Source organism: Ignavibacteriales bacterium, assembly GCA_026390795.1.
Classification (GTDB): Bacteria; Bacteroidota; Ignavibacteria; order Ignavibacteriales; family Melioribacteraceae; genus Fen-1258.
The window spans coordinates 983,596-1,006,586 of sequence record JAPLFG010000003.1 but is presented as its reverse complement, the minus strand read 5'-3'; the positions used below and the strand labels follow the sequence as shown (position 1 = coordinate 1,006,586).

Sequence of the window (22,991 nt, the reverse complement as noted above, 5' to 3'; positions counted from 1 at the left end):
ATGAAGAATACGAAAATCAAATTCAAACAAAGAAAAAATAGAAATTCAGTTTAGCTTCCATTAATTTGAGGATGAATTTCCGAGGGTCACAATGAAAAAGCCAATTATTATAGCTTTACTTTTACCGCTTCTTGCCATTGCACAAATGAAAAAAGATTATCCAATTCATCCTGTTCCTTTCACACAAGTTCAAATGACAAATGGATTTTGGTTTAATAGAATGGAGATTAACCGCACGGTAACTATTCCTTATGCTTTAAAACTGTTAGAGGAAACCGGACGCATTAAAAATTTTGCAATTGCCGGAAAATTAGAAACGGGTGATTTCTGCAGTAAATATTATTTTGATGACTCGGACGTTTACAAAGTTATTGAAGGCGCATCATATTCTTTAATGCTAAAGCCTGACAAACAGTTAGACGAACAACTAGATAAAATAATTTCACTTATCGCAATTGCTCAGGAAAAAGACGGCTATCTCTATACCGTTCGTACAATGGGATCAAAGAAATTTGAAAAAGTTACCGGTCCCTCTCGATGGTTAAACGAGGAAGGTAGTCACGAGCTTTATAATCTCGGTCATCTTTATGAAGCGGCGGTTGCTCATTTTATGGCAACAGGAAAAAGAACTTTATTCGATGTTGCAATCAAAAGCGCCGAACTCGTAAATACTATTTTTGGACCCGGCAAATTGATGCTTCCAAGCGGGCATCAAGAAATTGAAATTGGTTTGGCAAAACTTTACCGCGTTACAGGTGAAGAAAAATATTTAAAGCTCGCTAAATTTTTTCTTGATATGCGGGGCAACTACGTCAACGGAAGAAAATCTTGGGGAGAATATAACCAAGATCATAAGCCGGTTATTGAGCAGGACGAAGCAGTCGGACACGCAGTAAGAGCGGGATATATGTACTCCGGCATGGCGGATGTTGCAGCTCTTACTGGAAATCAGGATTACATTAATGCGCTTGATAAAATCTGGGATAATGTTGCCGGTAAAAAAATCTATTTAACCGGCGGAGTCGGCGCATCCGGTTCATGGGAAGGTTTTGGAAAAAATTATGAATTGCCGAATGCGAGTGCGTACAACGAAACTTGCGCTTCAATTGCAAACGTTCTCTGGAATCATAGAATGTTTTTGCTGAAAGGTGATTCAAAATATATTGATGTACTTGAACGGACTCTCTACAACGCGCTTCTTTCCGGTATCTCTATGAGCGGCGATAAATTTTTCTATCCAAATGTTTTAGAATCATTCGGCACGCATGAACGCGCGGCTTGGTTCGATTGCGCATGCTGCCCGACTAACGTAACCCGTTTCATCGCCTCGGTTGCAAATTATATTTACGCCACTAAGGATAATCAGTTGTACGTAAATTTATTCACCAGCAATCAAACTGAAATTAAACTAAATGATGGTGCGGTTAATCTGCAGCAGGAAACAAATTATCCATGGGATGGAAAAATAAAAATCACTGTATCGCCTAAAGAAGGATCTCAAGAATTTTCACTTGATATCAGAATTCCGGGCTGGGCGGAGAATGAACCAATCGCTAGCGATCTATATAAATTCACAGATATTCAAACGCAGAAAGTATTGTTAACCGTTAACGGCCAGCAGATGCCGTTGAATATTGAAAAAGGTTATGTGCAGATCAATAGAAAATGGAATGCCGCTGATGTAGTTGAGTTAACTCTTCCGATGGAAGTAAGAAAAATAATTGCGAATGAAAAAGTTGAAGCTGATAAAGGAAGAATTGCTCTTCAGCGCGGACCACTTGTGTATGCAGCCGAATGGAAAGACAACAAAGACGGCTTGGTGCATAACATATTGCTGCCGGAAAATTCGAACCTGCAAGCAGAATTCAAACCAGATTTACTTAATGGTGTTGAAATTATTAAAGGAAAAGTTTTAGGTTATAGAATAAGCAATGATAAAAAAGGATTGGAAAAATCAGAACATGATTTTGTAGCAATTCCATATTACGCATGGGCTCACCGCGGTAAAGGTGAGATGAGCGTCTGGTTCGCGAAGGACGAAAGCGCAGTTCGACCTTTATATGGCGAGACAATACTAACCAATGCAAAATTAACCGTATCTCATGGAAAAAATCCTCAAGTAATGAAAGACCAAATGGAACCGCAAAGTTCAGCGGATGAATCGATACCATATTTTCATTGGTGGCCAAATAAAGGTGAGAAAGAATCTGTTCAAATTGATTTTGAGAAACCGCAGGAAGTATCTGAATTATCAATTTATTGGTTTGATGATACAGGAATTGGTGAGTGCCGCGTTCCACAATCGTGGAAAGTTTATTATAAAGAAGGGAATGACTGGCATGCTGTTTATCCAACAAATACAAACCCCTACACAACGGAAAAAGATAAATATAATAATGTAGAATTCGAAACAGTTAAAACGCCGTCAATCAAAATCGAAATTCAATCTCAAAAAGATTTTGCCGGCGGTATACACGAAATAAAATTAAAATGACATCGAAGATGTCATCATGTACGAAGCGAGTGATCGGTGCATAATTAACTTTTCAACCCATCATTCAATTTAATTGAATGTAAAAGGAGAAAAAATATGTTCAGAACAATCAACGATTTTTTGGAAGACTGGAAATATGAGAGTGAAGTAACTCTGAAGATTCTAAAAAATTTAACCGATGAGTCTCTCAAGCAAAAAGTTTCTGAGAATGGGAGATCGCTTGGATTTATCGCCTGGCATATAACAACGACAATTCCGGAAATGCTTTCCAAAACCGGATTGCCATTCGAAATGCTCGAAGAAAAACCCGCACCTAATTCTGCTAAAACTATTTATAATGAATATGAAAATGGATCCAAGGCAGTTAATGAGTTAATATCAAAAATGTGGACAGATGAAATGCTGAATGACGATATTAACATGTACGGTCAAGTTTGGAAGAGAGCGAATGTTTTGTCTAGTCTTATTGCACATCAGGCTCATCACCGCGGACAAATGACTGTACTTATGAGACAAGCCGGATTGAAAGTCCCGGGTGTTTATGGTCCCGCAAAAGAAGAATGGGTCGCTTTAGGGATGCCCGAGCAGGAATAAACTATATTTTCCCTTTTTTTGCTAAAAATTCATTAAAGAGCTAAAGAGTTTAAAATAAATACCGACAATATGTTGATGAACTGTCTATTTTTAAACTTTTTTGTGAGAATTTAACTCTAATCTTCTTCTTGGGGGAGAAAATGATTATTTAATTTGCAACTTGATCTAAGCTGGAAATACAAATTGATACAAAAACAGAAAACATTGTTTGCCATCCTACTAGTTTTTCTTTTACCGGTTGCCCTTATTTTCTCTCAAAACAAAGTTGATACACTTCTCGAAAAGATTAAACAGAAACCGGATACTACAAAAATTCGTTTACTCAACGAATTCTGTTTTGTAAACAGAAATAAATTTCCGTTGCTTGCGTTGGAAGCCGGTCAAGAAGCTTTTAAAATAGCTGTTAAAATAGAAGATAAGACACTTCAGGCAAAGTCACTAAACTTTCTCGGTGTTGTTCATCGGAATCTCGGAAGCTATGACAAATCTATTTCTCTCTACAAACGGGCACTCAGTCTCGCGGAAGAAGCAAATGATTCAGTCGAAATCGCTTATTCATATAATAATATTGGCGGTATCTACCGGCTTGAAGGTAGTCATAGACATGCGTTGGAATATATTCTAAAAGCACTTGCTGTTTTTGAAAAGTTGAAAGATAAAGATGGAATGGCTTATTGTACTGTTAACATTGGACTGATCTATCGACGGCAGCAAAATTATATAAAAGCTCTGGAGTATTTGAAACGCACATTTAAAATACGTGAAGAAATAAACGATAGAAGAGGCAAAGCTCAGGCACTCGATTTAATTGCAGAAGTTTATTTTGATCAGGAAAATATTCAACGTGCTCTTTATTATTTCATGGAGGCTGAGAAGGTATATAAAGCTCTGGATGACAAAAAAGGGCTTGCTACCGTTTGGGGTGGAATTGGAGGAGTATATTACCACAATAAAGATTATTCCAAAGCAATCACTTATCGTAAGCAAGCTTTAGAAATGTCTGCACGAATCAGATTTGTTGAAGGAGAAATAACAAACCATAATAACCTCGGATTGATTTATGCAAAAATCGGTGATTATTCAAAAGCTGATAAAAATTTTGATGCTGCATTAAAGATTGCGGCTAGAACTAAAGAAATCTACAGCCAGCTTGAATGCTATAAATTTGTTGCACAGTATAATGAGATTAAAAAAGATTTCAAGAACGCACTATTCTTTAGTAAGAAATATCATCAGCTCAAAGATTCCGTTAGCAACCAGGAGAATATTGCTTTTGTTACAGAGATAGAGTCAAATTATAATGCGGTAAAGGTTGAGAAAGAAAATGCAATTTTATTGAAAGATGTAATGTTTGAGAAAAGACAAAAAAATTACTGGATTATTATTTCGCTGCTAGTGGTTATGCTTTCAGTTTTTATCTATTCCCGGTACCACTCCAAAAAAATTACAAACCTAAAATTGCGGGAACTCAATGCAATGAAAGATAAATTCTTCGGTATTATTGCGCACGATTTGAGAAATCCGTTTGCCGCAATTTTTGGATTTACAAATATTCTCCTGAACGAATTTGAATCGCTTAATGATGAAGAAAAAAAGAAATTAATTAGTTCAATTGATGATTCCGGAAGACAGACTTATAAACTGCTAGAAAATTTACTCTATTGGTCTAAATTGCAAACTGGCGGCATGGAATTTAATCCAAAAGAGTTGAACCTAAACGAAATCGTCTTGGAAGTTTTTTTCGTTCTGGAGTCTACCGCCAATTATAAAAAAATAACTCTGCACACAAATTCTGTAGAGAGTATGACTGCATTTGGCGATGAAGACATGATTAAGACGGTATTGAGAAATTTAATTTCGAACGGAATTAAATTTACTATCCAAGGCGGAAGAATCTCTGTGAATTTTAAAAATGACGAAAATTATGTGGAGGTTAGGGTTGAAGATAACGGTACCGGAATAAGCAAAGAAATTTTAGAAAGATTATTCCAGATTGATAATGTATCTACTTCAGAAGGGACAAACGGAGAAAAAGGAACAGGATTAGGATTAATTTTATGCAAAGAATTTGTTGAAAAAAATGGAGGCATAATTCGCGCGGAAAGTGAACTTGGAAAAGGCAGCAAATTTATTTTTACAATACCCACAAAAAATAATTAATAACGTTTTATTAATTCTTCTCAATCAGTTCTATTTACCTCGTTTATTTTTTAAAATTGCTTTAAAGAAGAAGCATGTAAGGATGTATTTACACGCTTTTATAGGCTATTCCGTTTTAATATTAAGAGTTGTTGTCACTTCAAGGTAAAAAGTTCATAAAAAATTTTCAGAAATGCCTTATCTTTAATGGCTTTAATTACCAATAAATGGGAAATCAAAATGGGTTTCAACCTTTTACCGAAAGAATATGAATTTTATGATATGTTCGACAAATTAGCCGAGCATTGCGTAATTGCATCAAAACAATTCCAAGAGAATATGAACAAGGCAAGTTTTGATGAAGAAGATGTAAAAAAAATAAAAGAAATTGAACGTACTGCCGACAGCATTGTTTATAACATCGTTGAAAAATTGAATAAAACTTTTATCACACCGATTGATAGAGAAGATATTCATCAATTAGCGCATGAACTAGATAGTGTAATTGATTATATACTCAAAGTATCCAATCATATGAAAGTTTATAAAATTACCGAGATCAATTCCAGATATAAAGAAGAAGTAAAACTAATTGATCGCTCAATAGAAGCACTTTCAAAAGCAATAAACGGATTGCGCAACATGAAAGATTCAAAAAAGATACTCCGTTATTGTAATGAAGTGAATCTAATTGAAGATGAAGGAGATCAGCTTAGAAATGAAGTGATGGCTGATCTTTTCGGCAATAATAACGATGCCATCTATATTATGAAATGGAAAGATATTTTCCAGACATCGGAAAGAGTTCTAGATCAATGCGATGATGTTTCAAAAATAATCGAATCAATTCTCGTTAAGCAGGCATAAATATGACTCTAGCTATTGTACTGCTTATTCTATTAGCTCTATCATTCGATTTCTTAAACGGTTTTCATGATGCGGCCAATTCTGTTGCAACAATTGTTTCCACAAGAGTTCTTTCGCCGCGGTTAGCGGTTATGTGGGCTGCATTTTTTAACTTTGTGGCTTTTTTAGTCTTTGGGCTTCATGTTGCAGGAACCATTGGAAAAGGAATTGTCGATATAAAAGTAATTGACTCGTCAATTATTTTTGCCGCGTTAATGGGTGCATGCATATGGAATATAATTACTTGGTATCTAGGTCTGCCAACAAGTTCTTCTCACGCGCTCATAGGTGGATTGATCGGCGCAGCATTGGTTAAAGCCGGTGCTCAATCTTTAATTGCAAGCGGCATTTGGAAAACTGTATTGTTCATTTTTATTTCGCCAATATTAGGATTAGTGCTTGGAGTAGTAATCGGTGTTGTAGTTTATAATCTTTTTCGGAAAAGTCATCCGATGAAGGTTGACCATATTTTTAGGAAGGGACAATTAATTTCTGCCGCCGCATACAGTCTTGGTCATGGCGGGAACGACGCTCAAAAAACGATGGGTATAATTGCGGGGCTTCTTTTTAGTGCGGGATTAATAGATAAATTTTACATTCCTTTCTGGGTAGTAATTTCTTGTCAAGCCGCAATTGCATTTGGTACTATGTTCGGCGGATGGAGGATTGTTAAAACGATGGGACAAAAAGTTGCAAAGCTTAGACCCGTTGATGGTTTCTGCGCGGAGTTCGGAGCGGCGGTTACGCTTTTTTTCTCAACTTCAATGGGTGTTCCTGTTAGCACAACTCATACAATTACCGGTTCTATTATGGGTGTCGGTTCAATAAAAGGTTTAATGAATGTTAAATGGGGAGTTGCAGGGAGAATAGTTTGGGCATGGATATTAACTATTCCGCTTGCTGCATCTGTATCGGCGTTATTTTATTCATTGGTAAAGTTGTTTTAATTAAAGGAGAAGTTCGATTCTATTCTTCGTAATGAATTTCAAATCTTCCGACTCCCGCCAATTCTTCTTATATTTGCGCAAAAAATTAGAGGTGTATCATCGCAAAGAATCAAAATGACACTGTTGAAAAAATAGTTTCTCTTGCCAAGAGAAGAGGATTTGTATTTCAATCATCTGAAATTTACGGCGGCTTGAACGGCTGCTGGGATTACGGTCCGCTCGGTGTGGAACTTCTGAAAAACGTAAAAGAAGAATGGTGGAAAGCGATGACATACCGCGAGGATATTGAAGGATTGGACGCTTCAATTCTTATGCATCCACGCGTTTGGGAAGCAAGCGGTCACGTTGAAAACTTCACTGATCCAATGATCGACTGCAAACAATGTAAGGCAAGATTCAGAGTTGATACACTCACCGAACTTATCAGCATTAAGAATAAAGAGAAAGCAATTAAAGAACTTGATGCCTCAATTCTTTCTGCAGAAGGAACGCTTGATGATAAATTTTCGGCTCTCATTGAAGACCCAGCTCAATCTGTAAAACTTTTAGAATTGTTGGGATGTCCTCAATGCGGTAATAAAGGTACTTTCACACAACCACGAAAATTCAACCTCATGTTTAAAACTTTTCTGGGTCCGGTAGATGATTCGGCAAATGTAATTTATTTACGACCGGAAACAGCTCAGGGTATATTTGTAAACTTTTTGAACGTCGCCAATTCGAGCCGTCAGAAACTTCCTTTCGGTATTGCGCAGATCGGAAAAGCTTTCCGAAACGAGATCAATACAAAGAATTTTCTTTTCCGCACACGCGAATTTGAACAAATGGAAATGCAATACTTTTGCAAACCCGGAACAGATAAACTGCATTATGATGAATGGAAAGAGAGAAGAATAAACTGGTTTAAATCATTGGGAATGACCGAAAGTAAATTACGTTTTCATGATCATCCTAAAAATAAACTTGCCCATTATGCGAAAGAAGCGACAGATATCGAATACGAATTTCCTTTTGGATGGGGTGAGATTGAAGGGATTCACAACAGAACAGATTTTGATTTAGGAAGACATCAAGAATTTTCCGGAAAGAACCAGCAATACTTTGATGATGAAACAAAAGAAAAATTTATTCCATTCATCATCGAGACTTCAGCAGGCGCAAGCCGTTCATTTATGGCATTTTTGGTTGATGCTTATTATGAAGAAGAAGTTAACGGAGAAATGAGAAGCGTATTAAAATTTCACCCTAAACTGGCGCCTATTAAAGCGGCGATTCTTCCTCTTGTTAATAAAGACGGAATGCCGGAGATCGCAAAAAAAATTGAAGCGGATCTTCGTCCTTTCTTAAGAATATTTTATGATGATAAAGGAGCCGTAGGACGCCGTTACAGAAGAATGGATGAAGTTGGAACACCTTTCTGTATAACTGTCGATACACAGACGCTTGAAGATCAAACTGTGACCGTTAGAGAACGCGATACGATGCAGCAGATTAGAATTCCTATAAGCAATTTACTCAATTACATTTCAGAGAAATTGAGATAATTTTCTTAAAGATTTAGAATTATCTGTAGTTTATTTTAAGAGACGCTCAACTGAGCGTCTCTACATTTACCCATCAAAAAATTTTTCCGATCGATTTAACTTTTCCTATTTTCAGTCGTATCATTGAATGAAAAACGACATAATTGAATGCAAGTACAAATTTCGAATGATGAATTGATCGAATTGATCGAAAAAGCCAAAAGCGGAGAGGTCCGTGCGTTTGAAAAAATTGTTGTATCGTATCAAAGATATTGTCTTGCCGTTTCATTCAGAATATTGTGCAACGAAGATGACGCAAAAGAGATTGTTCAAGAATGCTTCATCCGGATTTGGAAACATTTGAAGAGCTACGATTCAAGATCGAAGTTTACAACGTGGATGTATAAAATAATTGTGAATTTGTGTTATGATAGATTGAAATCCAAAAGAAGGTATAAGTGGTTTGAAAAATCGAATGAAGATATTTTTGAACCGGAGTTTGTAAGTTCAACCGACATAGAAAGAGAATTCACAAATAAAGAAACCGTTATGCTTATAAAATATTTTTCAAATCAACTTTCCGAAAAACAACGGATAATTTTTGTACTGAGAGACATCGAAGAACTTTCTATAAAAGAAGTTGCCAAGGTAACCGGAATGGCTGAAGCGTCTGTTAAAACAAATTTATTTTTTGCACGGCAAAACATTAGAAAAAAAATAATCGGTTTGGAAAAATGAAAATTGAATGCAAAGAAATACAAGAATTTCTCTATTCTCAAAAAAACGGCGGCGATGATCCCGGAAAGTGGGAATTAATACTTCGTCATGTTAATAATTGCACCGAATGTAATAATCTCTACGAAAAAATTATGAAGGCGGACGACCTTATCGAAAGAATAAAAAGAACAAATCATCGTTTCGATTTCGAAGAGAATCTTACAAGATCAATCATTAAACAGATCACTGCTGAAGAAGACTCTTATCCGGAAACGATATTTGATCACTTCATCGAATTGATTTCCAGCCGATCTGTAAAGTTCGCATTAACTATGATACTTCTTCTGAGTACGCTCTCATTCGTTGTCATGGAATACAGCGACACAAAGCAAATTATCTCTCTGGAACAGAAGATTGGTAACCGTTTTGATCAAAAGATGGTTTATGCCGGTGTTATACAACAAGAGGAGCGGGTTTTGAAATTTTTCTATGATGCATACAAACTGATCAATGGAAAAAGTTCTTACATGGAAATCAACAAAGAATTAGTTCTGATGAAGAGAAAAGATCTTATTGCGCTTTTTGATGATTACGGAAAATTAGATGATGCAACCAAAATTCGTCTGGAAGAATTGCGGACTCAATTTTATAAAGATACTTCTTTCGTGCGCTCGTCCGGATTCACCAATAATGAAATAATCTCTCTTCGTAAGGAAGTAGAACGATTAACAAAAGAATTAGAGCAGAGAAATAAATAAAGAGGAATAAAATGAAAACTAAAATAGGTATTTGGATTTACGGGATAATCTCTGTTGCATTATTTAGTCTAGCGGGTTGCAAAGAAGAATATAAAACTACAACCAAGATTAACAGAGACGGTTCATGCGAAAGAATTATTGTCGCAAAGGTTGATTCGTCAAGAATAATGAACGGTAAATTTTTAGTTCCTCATGACAAAAGCTGGGATCTTCAGTACAAAACTTTGGGCGCCGATACACAAAAAGTGTTTATAGTTCATAAAAAATTTGACGATGTGAACCAGCTAAATGAAGAGTATAAGGGAAAAAACAAAGTCGGTGTGGAAATTAAATTTGATAAAAAATTCAGATGGTTTTTCACTTATCTTACATATAAAGAAGAATATAAAACATATAATAGGTTCAATAGAATTCCATTAAAATCATTTCTAAGTCAGGAAGAGTACAATAAGCTTGGAACAGAGGATACAAATAAATCTTTGAAAAATAGGCTCGATCAATTTGTGGAAGAAAATATTTTGGAAGAATTTTATCAACAATTCATTGAAAATGTCCGGGAAGAAAAAGACTCGCTGTTGCTAAATATGCTGGTTTCGAAAAAACGGGAGTTAAAAGATAGTCTGGTAGCCGGACCTGGAAATTCGGATAGTATAATAAGAAGTTTACAAAAAGTACTAGGTTCAAAAAAGGTTGCGTTATATAAAGAGAACATTGACCGTATTATGAAAAATATTAACTCGGATTTGGAACAGATGTCGGGTATTGATGGCGAATACACAAATGAAGTAATAATGCCGGGAATCATTTTAAATACCAACGCAAGCACTTTAGAAGGGAACAAAGCAACGTGGAAATTTAATCAAGATAAATTTGCCTACATTGATTACGTAATGATTGTCGAATCCCGTGTTTCGAATATTTGGACTGTTTATATAACCGGCGGCGTAATAGTTGTAGTAATAGGATTGCTTTTATTGCCGAAGTTTAGAAAAAATAAGATGAAAAATTAATCAACTCCGAACCAGTCCAAACATGTTTTATCAATCGGCTGATTTTCGTTTTTCAACTTATAAGAAGGGATGTCATACTGCTCGCCAAAAATTATTAATTTCTTCCGTGAGTCCATATCCATCTTAAAACATGGACCGAGTGCTTCCGGAAAAGTTTTTAAAACAGCACCTGAATTTAATGTTCGCATCATTTCCGAAAGAATTTGATCACCGGCATAAAATCTTATAAGTGCGCTTAAACTTCCGTTCGAAATTATCAACGATTCATTAACGCAGCGGGATAGTAGATCGCGCATCAGATCATCAAGCGATTTTTTCCATGAGGAATTTTTAAGGATTACAAAATTAAGATTGTGCGCGAAAATTTGTCCTCGCTGATATGGCAGCCTGGTTAGGTCTCTATCGCTCTTAAATTCATTTATCAATCGTTCGTTTTTTTCATAACGCATCGGCGAAGTATAATATGTTTCAAGTATGGTGTTGTATTGATCAACATATTCATCGAGTGAAATTAATTGCGCCCGAAGTAAAAGCAAATCTGCATAATAATCGGTAAAGCCCTCTTTAAACCAGTAAACCAATTGTTCAGGATCTGCAAACTGAACTTTTTCTCCGATCCAGGTATGAAAAAAATCGTGCGAGAGAATCCTTTTCATTCTTATATCAATTATTCTATCGGATGATAAAAATAGTGAGTAAACATTATCCCTTACTATTCCTACTTGATCTCCACCTCCGGAAATTGAAAGAAGATTTACTAAAAAGTATTGAGTGCTATGGTCATTCCAGAAATTTCTTTCTTCGATCATTATATCGCGGACAAGATCGCAGAATTGATCTTCCGAAAATTTCCAATTACCCCGAATGGCAATGTAAATAACATCTTTTCCAATGAAACGTTGCATAATCTTAAAATCTCCGCCGGCAAAAACAGAATGTCTAAATTTCCACAACGACAATCTAAATTCTTGATATTTCTCATTTAGGCCGAAACTATTTGCCAGGCTCCAATTTGCCGGAAGATGATTCCACATAATCTTGAAAATATATTCAGTGTTGTAATCCCATGCCGGTACAATAAAGAATGTCTCACTTAAAAAATGGAAATAGTGTTTGTTCACGATTGCCATGTATTGATTACCCAGTTCTAAGTCGCCGTTTCTCGATTCCTCAAACTGATAATAAATACGCACCAATGAACCGGGCTGATATCTGACAATTTTGATTTCCGGTTTATCCGAATCTAAAATATATGTATTGGGTGAAATCGCTTTTAAATATTTAATTGAATTAAGATCGGGGCTGCCTGGTAGAACAATCTTTGTTTCCCCCGATTTATCTCCTTTGAATTCAAGAACAACAATTAAACGGAATGCATTTAAATCATAAAAGGGTTCTATTGAATAATTTATTTCTTGAGTTTGATTACTACGCGGTTCTTTCAATAGATTATTTATTTCATTTTTCCCAACCGGCAAGGTGGTTATTGACGGATAGACGGGAATTTCAATAAATGACAGAAATAAAACTGTTGTGAAAAGTCTTAGTAAAATTTTTTTCATCAATCCGCCGGTTACCCTTCAAAAACAGTTGCATAATAACAAAAAGAGAGAGTGATTTGAAATACTATTTTTTATACTGAGGATTGATGGGATTTTGAAAGTAAAATTTTCAATATTTATGGTAAACCTAATGGTTCTGAGAATGTTTATTTATTCGCAATCTTTTAAAGAATTTGCTAAGTTTAAAGTGAAAACCACGAGAAGATCTAATCAAATAATATCAAAAGGAGCTGTCTTAATGAAACGCAAACTCATTTTGCTTTTTCTATTAGCAGGATTTGTGCTTGTCAATGCACAATCGAAGAAAATTAATTTCGTTCAGTACAAGTTAGATAATGGATTGAACGTAATCCTGCATCAAGATAATACTACTCCAATAGTAGCGGTGTCGGTACTTTATCATGTTGGAAGTAAGAACGAAGATCCTCAAAGAACAGGTTTCGCGCATTTCTTTGAACATCTAATGTTTGAGGGTTCTCCTAATATTAAACGAGGTGAATATTTTAAAATTATTGAAGCAGCAGGCGGCTCGCTTAATGCAAACACTTCTTTCGATAGAACTTACTACTACGAGAATCTCCCTTCAAACCAGCTTGAGCTTGGATTGTACATGGAATCCGAAAGAATGATGCACTTAAAGATCGATAGCATTGGCGTCGAAACCCAACGTAAGGTTGTAAAAGAAGAACGCAAACAAAGCCTTGATAATCGTCCGTATGGAACACTTATTGAAAAATTATTTGGTAATGCCTACAAGGTTCATCCTTACAGATGGACTCCTATCGGTTCGGCTCAATACATAGATCAGGCAAAGCTGGATGAGTTTATTGCATTTTATAAGATGTACTATGTTCCGCAAAATGCAACTTTAACTATCGCCGGAGATATTGACGTCGCAAAAACCAAAGAACTCATAAAAAAATATTTTAGTGAAATTTCAAAAGGAAAAGAAACTATTGTTCGCCCTAAGGAAGTGGAGCCGGTTAAAACTGCCGAAGTTAGAGATATTGTATATGATAATGTTTCGCTTCCGCTTGTTCTTCAAGCATATCATATGCCTGCGCAAGGGACAGCGGATTACTATGCTCTGAGTATGTTGGGTACATTACTTACAGGCGGTGAAAGTTCGAGAATGACAAAAGAAATTAAAGACAAAGAACAGAAAGCTGTTCAGGTTCAATCAATTCCTTTCCCATTGGAAGATCCCGGATTATTTATTGCTCTCGCTATTGCTAACAAAGGTATTAAAGCGGAAGATTTAGAATCGTCAATTGATGCCGAAATTGAAAAAGTAAAAAAAGATTTAATTACCGAAACAGAATTTCAAAAGATTAAAAATCAAGTTGAAACGGATTTTGTTACAAGAAATTCGACTGTACAGGGAATTGGCCAAAGTCTTGCCAACTACTTTGTTTATTTCGGAGATGCAAATTTGATCAATACAGAACTCCAGCGTTATATGAAAGTTACACGTGAAGACATCAAACAAGTTGCAAATAAATATTTGACAAAAGAAAATAGAGTTACTCTCTATTACTTACCGAAATCAATGGAGAAGAAATAACAATGTCATTGTGTAGTATCTCTTTTACTAACCGGTTAGAGATGCATTGCGTGTAATGACAATTAAGAATTGAAAACATAACGGAGTAATAAAAATGAAAAACAAAATTTTAGTATTAATGTTGATTTTATTCACTGCGGCAATTTCTAACGCGCAGCTGGATAGAAGTAAACGTCCTCAGCCCGGTCCTGCACCTGAAGTGAAAATCGGCAATGCCGAGTCGTTCGTACTTGCAAACGGTCTTAAAGTATTCGTTGTAGAAAACCACAAATTGCCGGAAGTAACATTTAGTTTAGTCGTTGATTCAGACCCGGTTATTGAAGGGAAAAATGCTGGCTATGTTTCTGCCGCGGGAGAACTTTTACGTACTGGAACTAAAAGCAGAACAAAGGATAAACTCGACGAGGAAATTGATTTTCTCGGCGCATCGCTGTCAACTTCCTCATCGGGCATCGGTGCATCCGGTCTTTCTAAATACGCAGAAAAAATTATGGAAATTGTTTCCGATATCATATTGAATCACGAATTCAAGCAGGAAGAACTTGAAAAGATCAGAAAACAAACATTATCAGGATTAGCTTATCAAAAAGATGATCCGGATCAGATTTCCCAGAGGGTTTCTGATGCGGTAATGTACGGCAAAGAACATCCGTACGGAGAATCTCAGACGGAAGAAAGTGTGAAATCAATTACTCTTGATATGTGTTCAAAATACGTTGACACATACTTCAGACCAAACATTTCATATCTCGCTATTGTTGGCGATATAAGCAAAGCAAAAGCAAAATCTTTAGTTGAAAAATATCTCGGCAAATGGGAGAAAAAAGATGTTCCAAAGAATACTTATCAAACACCTAAGGCACCGATTGTAACTAAAGTTGAACTCGTTGACCGTGCAAGTTCAGTTCAATCTGTTATTTCTGTTTGCTATCCTGTTGAATTACCAATCGGTAGCGAAGATGCAATGAAAGCTAGGGTTGCCAATTTAATATTAGGTGGCAGCGCAACCGGAAGATTATTTATGAACTTAAGAGAAGCTAAAGCGTATACTTACGGTGCATACTCAAGTTTGAGCCCGGATAAACTAATTGGAAGTTTCTCCGCTTCAACAAAAGTTAGAAACGCGGTTACGGATAGCGCCATTACAGAAATTATGAACGAAATGAAGAAAATTAGAAATGAAAAAGTTAGTGAAACAGAATTACAGAATGCCAAAAATTTATTATCCGGAACTTTTATACGCACTCTCGAACAACCGGCAACTATAGCCAATTTCGCAATTAATATTGCTCGTTACAATCTTCCAAAGGATTACTATAAAAATTATCTCAAGAACTTGAGTGCCGTTTCTGTTGATGATGTTCAAGCCGTCGCTAAAAAATATATTAAACCGAATAACGCAAATATCGTAATCGTTGGCAATGCTCAGGAGATTGCAAAAAATATTTCCAAATTCAGCGTTAGCGGTAAAATTGATTATCTTGATACCTACGGAGAGAAATACGATCCTAACGTGAAGAAAGTTCCGGAAGGAGTTAATGTTGATCAAGTTCTTAATAAATACATCGAAGCGATCGGCGGCAAAGAAAATATCCTTAAGGTCAAAGACAAAACAACAAAGATGTCCGGTGCTATGCAGGGAATGAATATTACTATGACGCAATCTCAAAAAGCTCCTAACAAATTTTATCAGCTGGTTGATTTTGGAGTTGGACAGCAGACTACTGTTTTTGATGGAGAAAAAGGGAAGTCAAGTTCAATGGGACAAGAGCAGAATATGACACCGGAACAAGTTGAACAAATGAAACTTGGTTCTCTCTACTCAATGCTCGAATACGGAAAGAATAATGTTAAAACCGAATTAACGGGAATGGAAACGATTAATAATAAAGAGGCGTACGTTGTTACATTTACATACCCATCCGGTAAAAAAGCTACAAATTATTACGATGTGAATTCCGGACTTATTGTTCGAACAATAGCCGAAGGAGCCGGGGCAACACAGACTATTGATTTTGATGATTACCGTGATGTTCAGGGAGTGAAATACGCTTTTAAGATGAGTTTGGTTACAGCTCAAGGCGCCATAGATTTAATTACTTCTTCAATTGAAGTAAATACAAATTTAGCCGACTCTCTTTTTGAGATAAAATAATTTATTAGGCAGGGGATTTAATTCTTTGATCCCCTGCCATTTTTCATTTACCGGTTTTTTTCTATCATTCACCGATTTATTCTTAACTTCTTAGACAAGCTCATCTATTTTTACCTCCGTCTTTCTCAAAAATTATTTTGGATTAATCAAGACGCTTTTATAAGTTTGGAAACGAAAAATACAAATAATGTTTCCTATGGAACCATCGTTTTTGCCAAACGTCTTATCCTAAAGAAAAAAATGGAAAAAATGAAACACGATATTGAAACAAAGCAAAGAATACTTTCTAAAACCGAAGAGATGTTTTACCGGTATGGCTATGCTAAAATTACTATGGAAGAGATAGCTGCTGAGTTAGGGATTAGCAAAAAAACTCTTTATAAACATTTCTCCAACAAAGAACACCTTATTAAAGAACTTATAATATCGATAAAGTGTGAAGTCGACGCATTTATTGAACCATTGGTTGCCGATAAGAAAATGGAATTTATCGAGAAGTTGAAACGGTTTATGAATTTTATTGCCAAAACAGGTGCTAAGTTGGAGGGCCCAATGGTTCGCGACATGATAAAAAACCACCCAGAACTGTGGCGTGATATTCAGGAGTTCCGAAAGAAAAAAGCGCATTCTAATTTATCGCGATTGATGGAGCAAGGAATTAAGAGCGGGATTTTTAGAAAAGATGTTCACACTGAAGTAATCGTACTCTCTTATGTTGCGGCAATTCATAGTTTAATAAATCCGGATGTGCTTTCACAATTGCCGATCTCAGCCGATCAAGTCTTCAAAGAAATAATAAAAATTTTATTTGAAGGAATTTTTACAGTTGAAGGAAGGAAGAAATACAACACATCAACACTTATAAAAGAAAATTACGGAGAAACAATATGATGATTAGATCAAATCTCAAACTTATTCTGTTAATATTCGGATTGATGCTATTCAATTCTGCTGTTCGAGCACAGGAAAAACTTTCAATCACGATTGATCAGGCTATTCAGATAGGATTGAAGAACAGCAAAACACTTCATTCATCACTTATGAAAGTGAAATCTGCCGATGCAAGATTAAGCGAAGTGAATGCAGGTCGATTACCGTCTCTTAAACTTGCGGCATCTTACAGAAGACTGAGTAAGATTGATCCAGCTGTCATCTCGGTATTGGGAAATACTTTTGAAATAGCGCCCTCAATATTTGACAACTATTCGGCTCAGCTTTCTGTATTCCAGCCGTTATTTACCGGCTTTAGATTACTAAGCAGTACGAATATTGCCGAATACACTTCGAGTGCAACTAACGAAGATTATAATAAGGACAAAAACGAATTGGTATTCAATATCAAAAACGCTTACTGGTCTTTGTTCAAAGCAACTCAGTTGAAGAATGTTATGGATGATAATGTGCAGATGATAAAAGCACATCTCGAAGATGCTAAAAATTTATTGACAGTCGGAATGTTAACCAAGAACGATGTGCTCAAACTTGAGGTGCAGCTCTCTAATATGATGTTCAATCAAATTGATGCGGAAAATGCTGTAAAACTTGCCACAGTTAGTTTGAACAGTGTGCTCGGTATTGCACTAACAACAAGTATTGAAATAAATTCTTCTGTTAACTTGACACAATTTAATTATGACGAACTTAATAACCTCATTAGCGATGCCGTGGAAAAACGTCCGGAAATAAAATCCGCAGATTATAGAATCAAAGCAAGCGAGGCAGGTGTTACTATGGCTAGATCTTCTTGGTACCCGCAAATTAGTTTGTTCGGTAATTATTATTCAAGCAGACCGAATCAGAGAATATTTCCCTCGAAAGATGAATTTAAAGATACATGGGATGCAGGTGTGAATTTAAGTCTAAATATTTGGGATTGGCTTACAACTGCACATCAGACTGAACAGGCAGAAGCAACACTTTCTCAAGCTCAAGACGGATTGGGAATTATTAAAGACAACATTACGTTGGAAGTAACTCAGAATTATTTGAATGTGAATCAATCTAAAAGAAAAATAGAAATCTCGCAGTTATCAGTTAAACAAGCAGACGAAAATATGAGAATGACTGCGGATAAATTTAAGAACGGTCTGGCTCTCAGTTCGGAAGTTGTTGACGCCGAAACCGCTCAATCAACGGCTAAAATAAATTATACAAATTCTATTGTTGATTTTGAACTTGCGAAAGCAAGATTAGACAAGTCAATAGGTAAATAAAAAATTTAAAATCATTTGGAGAAGTAAATCATGAAGAGATGGAAATCGATAGTTGCAGTAATAGTGATCTTTGCAGTCATTATTACAATACTGTTTATGAACAAGAAAAAAATGGCGGAAACCACAGCTGGCGGCATTAAAGACGTTTATTATGTTTCAGTTGAAAAAGCCGAGAAGAAAAATTTATCGGAATCATTAAGTATGGTTGGTAACATAATTGCAAATGGTGATGTAAATATTATTTCTGAAGCTGCTGGAAAAATTACCGGTGTATTTACCAAAGTTGGCGATTATAAACCGGCCGGATCAGTTCTTTTTCAAGTTGATGACGAGTTAAAGAAAGCTGCATTAATGAGTGCGGAAGCGAACTATGAAAAAGCTAAAAAAGATTATGAAAGATTTCAAACACTTTATCAGCAGAAATCTGTTACCGATTCTCAGCTCGATCAGGCAAAACTGGGAGCCGCAATGGCAGAAGCACAATACATTGTTGCAAAAAGACAGCTCAATGACACCCAAATTAAAACTCCAATTTCCGGTTACGTTACTAGCCGCTATGTTGATTTGGGTTCAATGGTTCAAGGTGCGCCGCAGGCAACAATGGTTGCAAATGTTGTTGATATAAGTAAATTAAAAGTAAAATTAAATCTTGCGGAAAGTGATGCCTTTCTTACAAAAGCCGGAGATGCAGTTACGGTTACTGTTGATGTTTACCCCGGTGTCACATTCAAAGGAAGAGTAGAATCGATTAGTTCTAAAGGAGATGAGGCACATACTTATCCGGTTGAAATTACAATTAACAATGAAAGTGCTCATCCTCTTAAAGCTGGAATGTTTGCGCGAGTTGAGTTCACTTCTTTGAAAAACAGAGAAACAATTGTTATTCCGAGAGATGCATTGGTAGGGAGCGTTAAAGTGCCCCAAGTGTTTGTAGTAGAAAACGGTATTGTAAAACTTCGCAACTTAACAGTGGGAAATGAATCCGGTATTTTTGTCCAAGTGCTTCAAGGATTAATGGAAGGCGAAACGATTGTTGTGAACGGACAAAATAATTTGGTAGATAACTTAAAAGTTGAGATTCTCAATAAGTAAAAAGGATTTTAAAAATGACAATTACAGAATTATCAATAAAAAGACCGTCGCTTATAATAATTATATTTTCAGCGCTCATTGTTTTAGGTCTCTTTGCTTTGCGTCAGCTTCAGTACGAATTGCTGCCTAAAATTTCTCCGCCAATTATAACGATTACGACGATATATCCGGGTGCATCGCCAAATGAAGTTGAAACCGGTGTAACTAAAGTAATTGAAGACGCGGTTTCCGGAATGGATAAAGTTTCCGATGTACGTTCAACTTCTTCGGAAGGTGTTTCGTTTGTTATTATAGAATTATTGCAATCTGCCAATACAGATCTTTCACTTCAAGATGCTCAGAGAAAAGTGGGGCAAATTACAACCCAGCTTCCAACCGCTGCAAAAACACCAACGATTTCAAAATTTGCGCTTGATGAACTTCCGATTTTGAGAATGGGTGTTTCTGCGGATATGGATTCAAAAACATTTTTTCAATTCACAAAAGATAAACTTCAGCCGCTCCTTTCACGTGTGCCCGGAGTTGGTCAGATAGTACTTGTTGGCGGAGAAGAACGGGAGATCAAAGTGAATCTTGATCTGCAGAAATTACGTGCTTACGGTTTTTCAATTCCGCAAGTTACTCAAGTGATAAGAGCCGCTAATCTTGATTTTCCTACCGGTAAAGTAAAAGATAAAGACGGCCAATTCATTGTACGTGTTGCGGGAAAACTTACTTCGGTAGATGATTTGAAAAATCTTACTATCGGCGAATCCAGAATGGGTGGTGAGATAAAGCTTTCAGACATTGCGGAAGTTCAAGATGGAATTAAGGAATACACAAATATTGTTCGTATTAATTTCCGAAGTACTGTCGGATTGATTCTTCAGAAACAAACAGATGCGAATGCGGTTGAAGTTGCAAAACTTGTAAGAAAAGAGATCCAGAGAATTGAAAGTGTTTATAAAGCGAATAATTTGAAATTTGAAATCGCTCAGGATGCTTCTCTATTTACTATTGATGCCGCTAACGCTGTTAAAAGCGATCTAGCGCTTGCAGTAGTGCTCGTTTCGATTGTTATGTTAATGTTTCTGCATAGTGTCAGAAACTCAGTAATCGTTTTGATTGCCATTCCATGTTCTCTGATATCAACATTTATAGCAATATGGGCATTGGGCTTCACTTTGAATTTAATGACGCTCCTTGGACTCTCGCTCGTAGTAGGAATTCTTGTAGACGATTCAATTGTGGTTCTGGAAAATATTTATCATCATCTGGAGAAAGGGGAGGAGAGTCGAGTTGCAGCTTTACGCGGACGAAATGAAATCGGTTTTGCTGCTCTTGCAATAACATTTGTTGATGTTGCGGTTTTTTTACCGCTAACTCTGGTTGGTGGAATTGTTGGAAATATTTTGCGTGAGTTCTCTGCCGTTATTGTCGTTTCAACCTTGATGAGTTTATTCGTTTCATTTACAGTAACTCCAATGCTTGCATCAAGATTTGCCAAGTTAGAAAGACTGACGTCAAGAACATTACTTGGTAAATTCGCACTTTGGTTCGAAAAGAAATTTAAAGAACTTACAGAAAATTATGTCACTGTTCTTAAATGGGCACTAAAAAATAGAATTAAAGTCGCACTTTTAACTGTTGCTGCTTTCGTAGCTGCCTTCGCATTAATTCCGCTTGGGTTTATAGGTGCTGAATTTATGACTCAGACAGACCGAGGAGAATTCGCTGTAAGTCTTGAGTTGGCTCCTGGAACAACAATTGAGCAGACGAACATAGTTTCGCAGCAAGTTGAAAAAATGATTGGTAAAATGCCGGAAGTTGATAGGATGTATGCTAACGTGGGTTCTTCTACTGAAGGGCTGGTCGGTTTTGCTTCCAGCAATTCAACTGAAATAACCGTTACACTTATTCCTAAAGAAAACAGAATTAAATCTACCGATCAAGTAGGAAACGAGATTAAACAGATGGTTCAAAGAATTCCAGGAGTTAAAGTTCGTATTAATCCGATTGGAATTTTTGGTACAGCAAACCAGACACCAATCCAATTAATAATTAATGGTCCGGCTTATGAAGAGGTTTTGAAAACAGCCCATGACATTCAGAATATTGTTAAAAAAATTCCGGGAACTGCAGATGTTCGTCTTTCTGCGGAAGATGGAAATCCGGAAACCAGAATTGAAATTGACAGAAGAAAATTAAATTCATTCGGATTATCTGTCGCGGATATCGGTCAAACTTTACAAGTTGCATTAACCGGTGATGATAATTCCACTCTTCGCGAAGGCGATACTGAATATGATATTAGAATCGTTCTTGATCAATTTGATCGTTCCAAAACCGCTAATCTTGGTAATATCAGTTTTACAAATAGAAAGGGACAGCAAATATATCTTAAGCAATTTGCTAATATCTATCAGTCAACCGGACCTACAAAATTATCTCGTGAAGCTAGAAGCGCTGCAGTAACGGTTTACTCTCAAGTTCAGGGAGGAAGAACTACCGGTACTATATCTCAAGATATGGAAAAAGCTTTTGCGAAATATAAATTCCCGCCCGGTGTTACATATTCTTGGCAGGGAGATATCAAAAGTCAGCGCGATTCATTTGGAGATTTAGGTCTTGCAATGCTCGCTGCAATAATGTTCACTTACATGGTAATGGTTGCGTTATACGATTCATTCGTTTATCCGTTTGTAATATTATTTTCGATACCGCTTGCAATGATTGGCGCACTGCTTGCATTGGCACTGAGTTTAAAAGCTCTCAACATTTTTACAATTCTTGGAATAATTATGTTAACCGGATTGGTTGCAAAAAATGCGATTCTATTGGTTGACAGAACAAACTTTATGCGAGCACAAGGGGAAAGCGTTTATGACGCATTGATTGATGCGGTTAAGATGAGGATTCGTCCGATATTTATGACTACGTTAACCATGATTTTTGCAATGACTCCTATTGCTCTTTCAACAAGTTCAGGTGCCGAGTGGAAATCCGGTTTAGCATGGGCACTAATAGGAGGTTTAACTAGCTCGCTACTATTAACATTGTTAATCGTTCCGTTAGTTTATACTAAAGTTGAAGAATACCGCTTGAGAATTCCTGTATTGTTTAAGAAAGTAAGCGAACTTTTGAGATTTAAGAAGAAAGCAATTGTCCCAGATTCAGTTTCTGAAGATCTGGGATTGAGTAAATAGTTCTAAATTTGAATCTGATAATGATTGATTTAAAAGCCGCATTCATAATTGAGCGCGGCTTTTATTTTCTTTCTCTATAAAAGCTTCTTTTATATTTTTAACACTAAAATTTCATAAAAGTAGAATCATTCA

At 36.2% G+C, this 22,991-nt stretch carries 16 protein-coding genes; 15 read left to right on the top strand and 1 reads right to left on the bottom strand.

The window, feature by feature from the left end; translation table 11 throughout:
* Nucleotides 1-91 precede the first annotated feature (91 nt).
* The 9 genes from NTX65_08060 (at nt 92) to NTX65_08020 (ending at nt 11,088) form a co-directional block, all read left to right on the top strand.
* Nucleotides 92-2,494, top strand: a complete 2,403-nt coding sequence (locus NTX65_08060; GenBank protein ID MCX6169278.1) for a glycoside hydrolase family 127 protein — start codon at nt 92-94, stop codon at nt 2,492-2,494.
* A gap of 96 nt (nt 2,495-2,590) precedes the next feature.
* Nucleotides 2,591-3,088 carry a hypothetical protein gene (locus tag NTX65_08055; GenBank protein MCX6169277.1) on the top strand — a complete coding sequence of 166 codons (498 nt, stop codon included), beginning with the start codon at nt 2,591-2,593 and terminating at the stop codon, nt 3,086-3,088.
* A 183-nt stretch (nt 3,089-3,271) separates the two neighbouring features.
* The gene (locus tag NTX65_08050) at nt 3,272-5,248 is read left to right on the top strand and encodes a tetratricopeptide repeat-containing sensor histidine kinase (GenBank protein ID MCX6169276.1); all 1,977 of its coding nucleotides are present in this window, start codon (nt 3,272-3,274) and stop codon (nt 5,246-5,248) included.
* 219 nt (nt 5,249-5,467) lie between these two features.
* Complete coding sequence (locus NTX65_08045) at nt 5,468-6,094, top strand: DUF47 family protein (protein ID MCX6169275.1); 627 nt, start codon at nt 5,468-5,470, stop codon at nt 6,092-6,094.
* Between the two features lie 2 nt (nt 6,095-6,096).
* Nucleotides 6,097-7,080, top strand: a complete 984-nt coding sequence (locus tag NTX65_08040) for an inorganic phosphate transporter (GenBank protein ID MCX6169274.1) — start codon at nt 6,097-6,099, stop codon at nt 7,078-7,080.
* A 98-nt stretch (nt 7,081-7,178) separates the two neighbouring features.
* Nucleotides 7,179-8,624 carry a glycine--tRNA ligase gene (locus NTX65_08035; protein MCX6169273.1) on the top strand — a complete coding sequence of 482 codons (1,446 nt, stop codon included), beginning with the start codon at nt 7,179-7,181 and terminating at the stop codon, nt 8,622-8,624.
* Between the two features lie 147 nt (nt 8,625-8,771).
* A complete protein-coding gene (locus NTX65_08030; protein MCX6169272.1) occupies nt 8,772-9,341 on the top strand; it encodes an RNA polymerase sigma factor in 570 nt (189 codons plus the stop codon).
* Entirely contained in the window at nt 9,338-10,078 is a 741-nt protein-coding gene (locus tag NTX65_08025; protein MCX6169271.1) for a hypothetical protein, read from the top strand. Before NTX65_08030 ends, NTX65_08025 begins: the two co-directional genes overlap by 4 nt.
* Before the next feature lie 11 nt (nt 10,079-10,089).
* Nucleotides 10,090-11,088 (top strand): hypothetical protein, encoded by a 999-nt coding sequence (locus NTX65_08020; GenBank protein MCX6169270.1) that lies wholly within the window; start codon nt 10,090-10,092, stop codon nt 11,086-11,088.
* On the opposite strand, the gene NTX65_08015 is transcribed toward NTX65_08020, so the two are convergent.
* Nucleotides 11,085-12,650 carry a hypothetical protein gene (locus NTX65_08015; protein MCX6169269.1) on the bottom strand — a complete coding sequence of 522 codons (1,566 nt, stop codon included), beginning with the start codon at nt 12,648-12,650 and terminating at the stop codon, nt 11,085-11,087. The genes NTX65_08020 and NTX65_08015 overlap by 4 nt on opposite strands.
* A gap of 238 nt (nt 12,651-12,888) precedes the next feature.
* Here NTX65_08015 and NTX65_08010 point away from each other — a divergent pair, with 238 nt between their 5' ends.
* From NTX65_08010 to NTX65_07985, 6 genes are all read left to right on the top strand, one after another.
* On the top strand, nt 12,889-14,214 hold the full coding sequence (locus tag NTX65_08010; protein MCX6169268.1) for a pitrilysin family protein: 1,326 nt from the start codon (nt 12,889-12,891) through the stop codon (nt 14,212-14,214).
* A gap of 94 nt (nt 14,215-14,308) precedes the next feature.
* Nucleotides 14,309-16,369 carry a pitrilysin family protein gene (locus NTX65_08005; GenBank protein ID MCX6169267.1) on the top strand — a complete coding sequence of 687 codons (2,061 nt, stop codon included), beginning with the start codon at nt 14,309-14,311 and terminating at the stop codon, nt 16,367-16,369.
* 240 nt (nt 16,370-16,609) lie between these two features.
* Complete coding sequence (locus tag NTX65_08000; GenBank protein MCX6169266.1) at nt 16,610-17,260, top strand: TetR/AcrR family transcriptional regulator; 651 nt, start codon at nt 16,610-16,612, stop codon at nt 17,258-17,260.
* Nucleotides 17,257-18,582, top strand: coding sequence for a TolC family protein (locus tag NTX65_07995; protein ID MCX6169265.1), 1,326 nt, complete (start codon nt 17,257-17,259; stop codon nt 18,580-18,582). The genes NTX65_08000 and NTX65_07995 overlap by 4 nt, the downstream gene beginning before the upstream one ends.
* A 30-nt stretch (nt 18,583-18,612) precedes the next feature.
* A complete protein-coding gene (locus NTX65_07990; protein ID MCX6169264.1) occupies nt 18,613-19,674 on the top strand; it encodes an efflux RND transporter periplasmic adaptor subunit in 1,062 nt (353 codons plus the stop codon).
* Between the two features lie 14 nt (nt 19,675-19,688).
* Nucleotides 19,689-22,859 (top strand): efflux RND transporter permease subunit, encoded by a 3,171-nt coding sequence (locus NTX65_07985; GenBank protein MCX6169263.1) that lies wholly within the window; start codon nt 19,689-19,691, stop codon nt 22,857-22,859.
* Nucleotides 22,860-22,991 lie beyond the last annotated feature (132 nt).

Excerpts from the sequence above, each read along its gene's own strand:
- NTX65_08055 (MCX6169277.1), top strand. The coding sequence starts at position 2,591 with ATGTTCAGAACAATCAACGATTTTTTGGAAGACTGGAAATATGAGAGT.
- NTX65_08025 (MCX6169271.1), top strand. The coding sequence starts at position 9,338 with ATGAAAATTGAATGCAAAGAAATACAAGAATTTCTCTATTCTCAAAAA.
- NTX65_08060 (MCX6169278.1), top strand. The coding sequence starts at position 92 with ATGAAAAAGCCAATTATTATAGCTTTACTTTTACCGCTTCTTGCCATT.
- NTX65_08020 (MCX6169270.1), top strand. The coding sequence starts at position 10,090 with ATGAAAACTAAAATAGGTATTTGGATTTACGGGATAATCTCTGTTGCA.
- NTX65_08040 (MCX6169274.1), top strand. The coding sequence starts at position 6,097 with ATGACTCTAGCTATTGTACTGCTTATTCTATTAGCTCTATCATTCGAT.
- NTX65_07990 (MCX6169264.1), top strand. The coding sequence starts at position 18,613 with ATGAAGAGATGGAAATCGATAGTTGCAGTAATAGTGATCTTTGCAGTC.
- NTX65_08015 (MCX6169269.1), bottom strand. The coding sequence starts at position 12,650 with ATGAAAAAAATTTTACTAAGACTTTTCACAACAGTTTTATTTCTGTCA.
- NTX65_08000 (MCX6169266.1), top strand. The coding sequence starts at position 16,610 with ATGGAAAAAATGAAACACGATATTGAAACAAAGCAAAGAATACTTTCT.
- NTX65_08045 (MCX6169275.1), top strand. The coding sequence starts at position 5,468 with ATGGGTTTCAACCTTTTACCGAAAGAATATGAATTTTATGATATGTTC.
- NTX65_08030 (MCX6169272.1), top strand. The coding sequence starts at position 8,772 with ATGCAAGTACAAATTTCGAATGATGAATTGATCGAATTGATCGAAAAA.
- NTX65_07995 (MCX6169265.1), top strand. The coding sequence starts at position 17,257 with ATGATGATTAGATCAAATCTCAAACTTATTCTGTTAATATTCGGATTG.
- NTX65_08005 (MCX6169267.1), top strand. The coding sequence starts at position 14,309 with ATGAAAAACAAAATTTTAGTATTAATGTTGATTTTATTCACTGCGGCA.
- NTX65_07985 (MCX6169263.1), top strand. The coding sequence starts at position 19,689 with ATGACAATTACAGAATTATCAATAAAAAGACCGTCGCTTATAATAATT.
- NTX65_08010 (MCX6169268.1), top strand. The coding sequence starts at position 12,889 with ATGAAACGCAAACTCATTTTGCTTTTTCTATTAGCAGGATTTGTGCTT.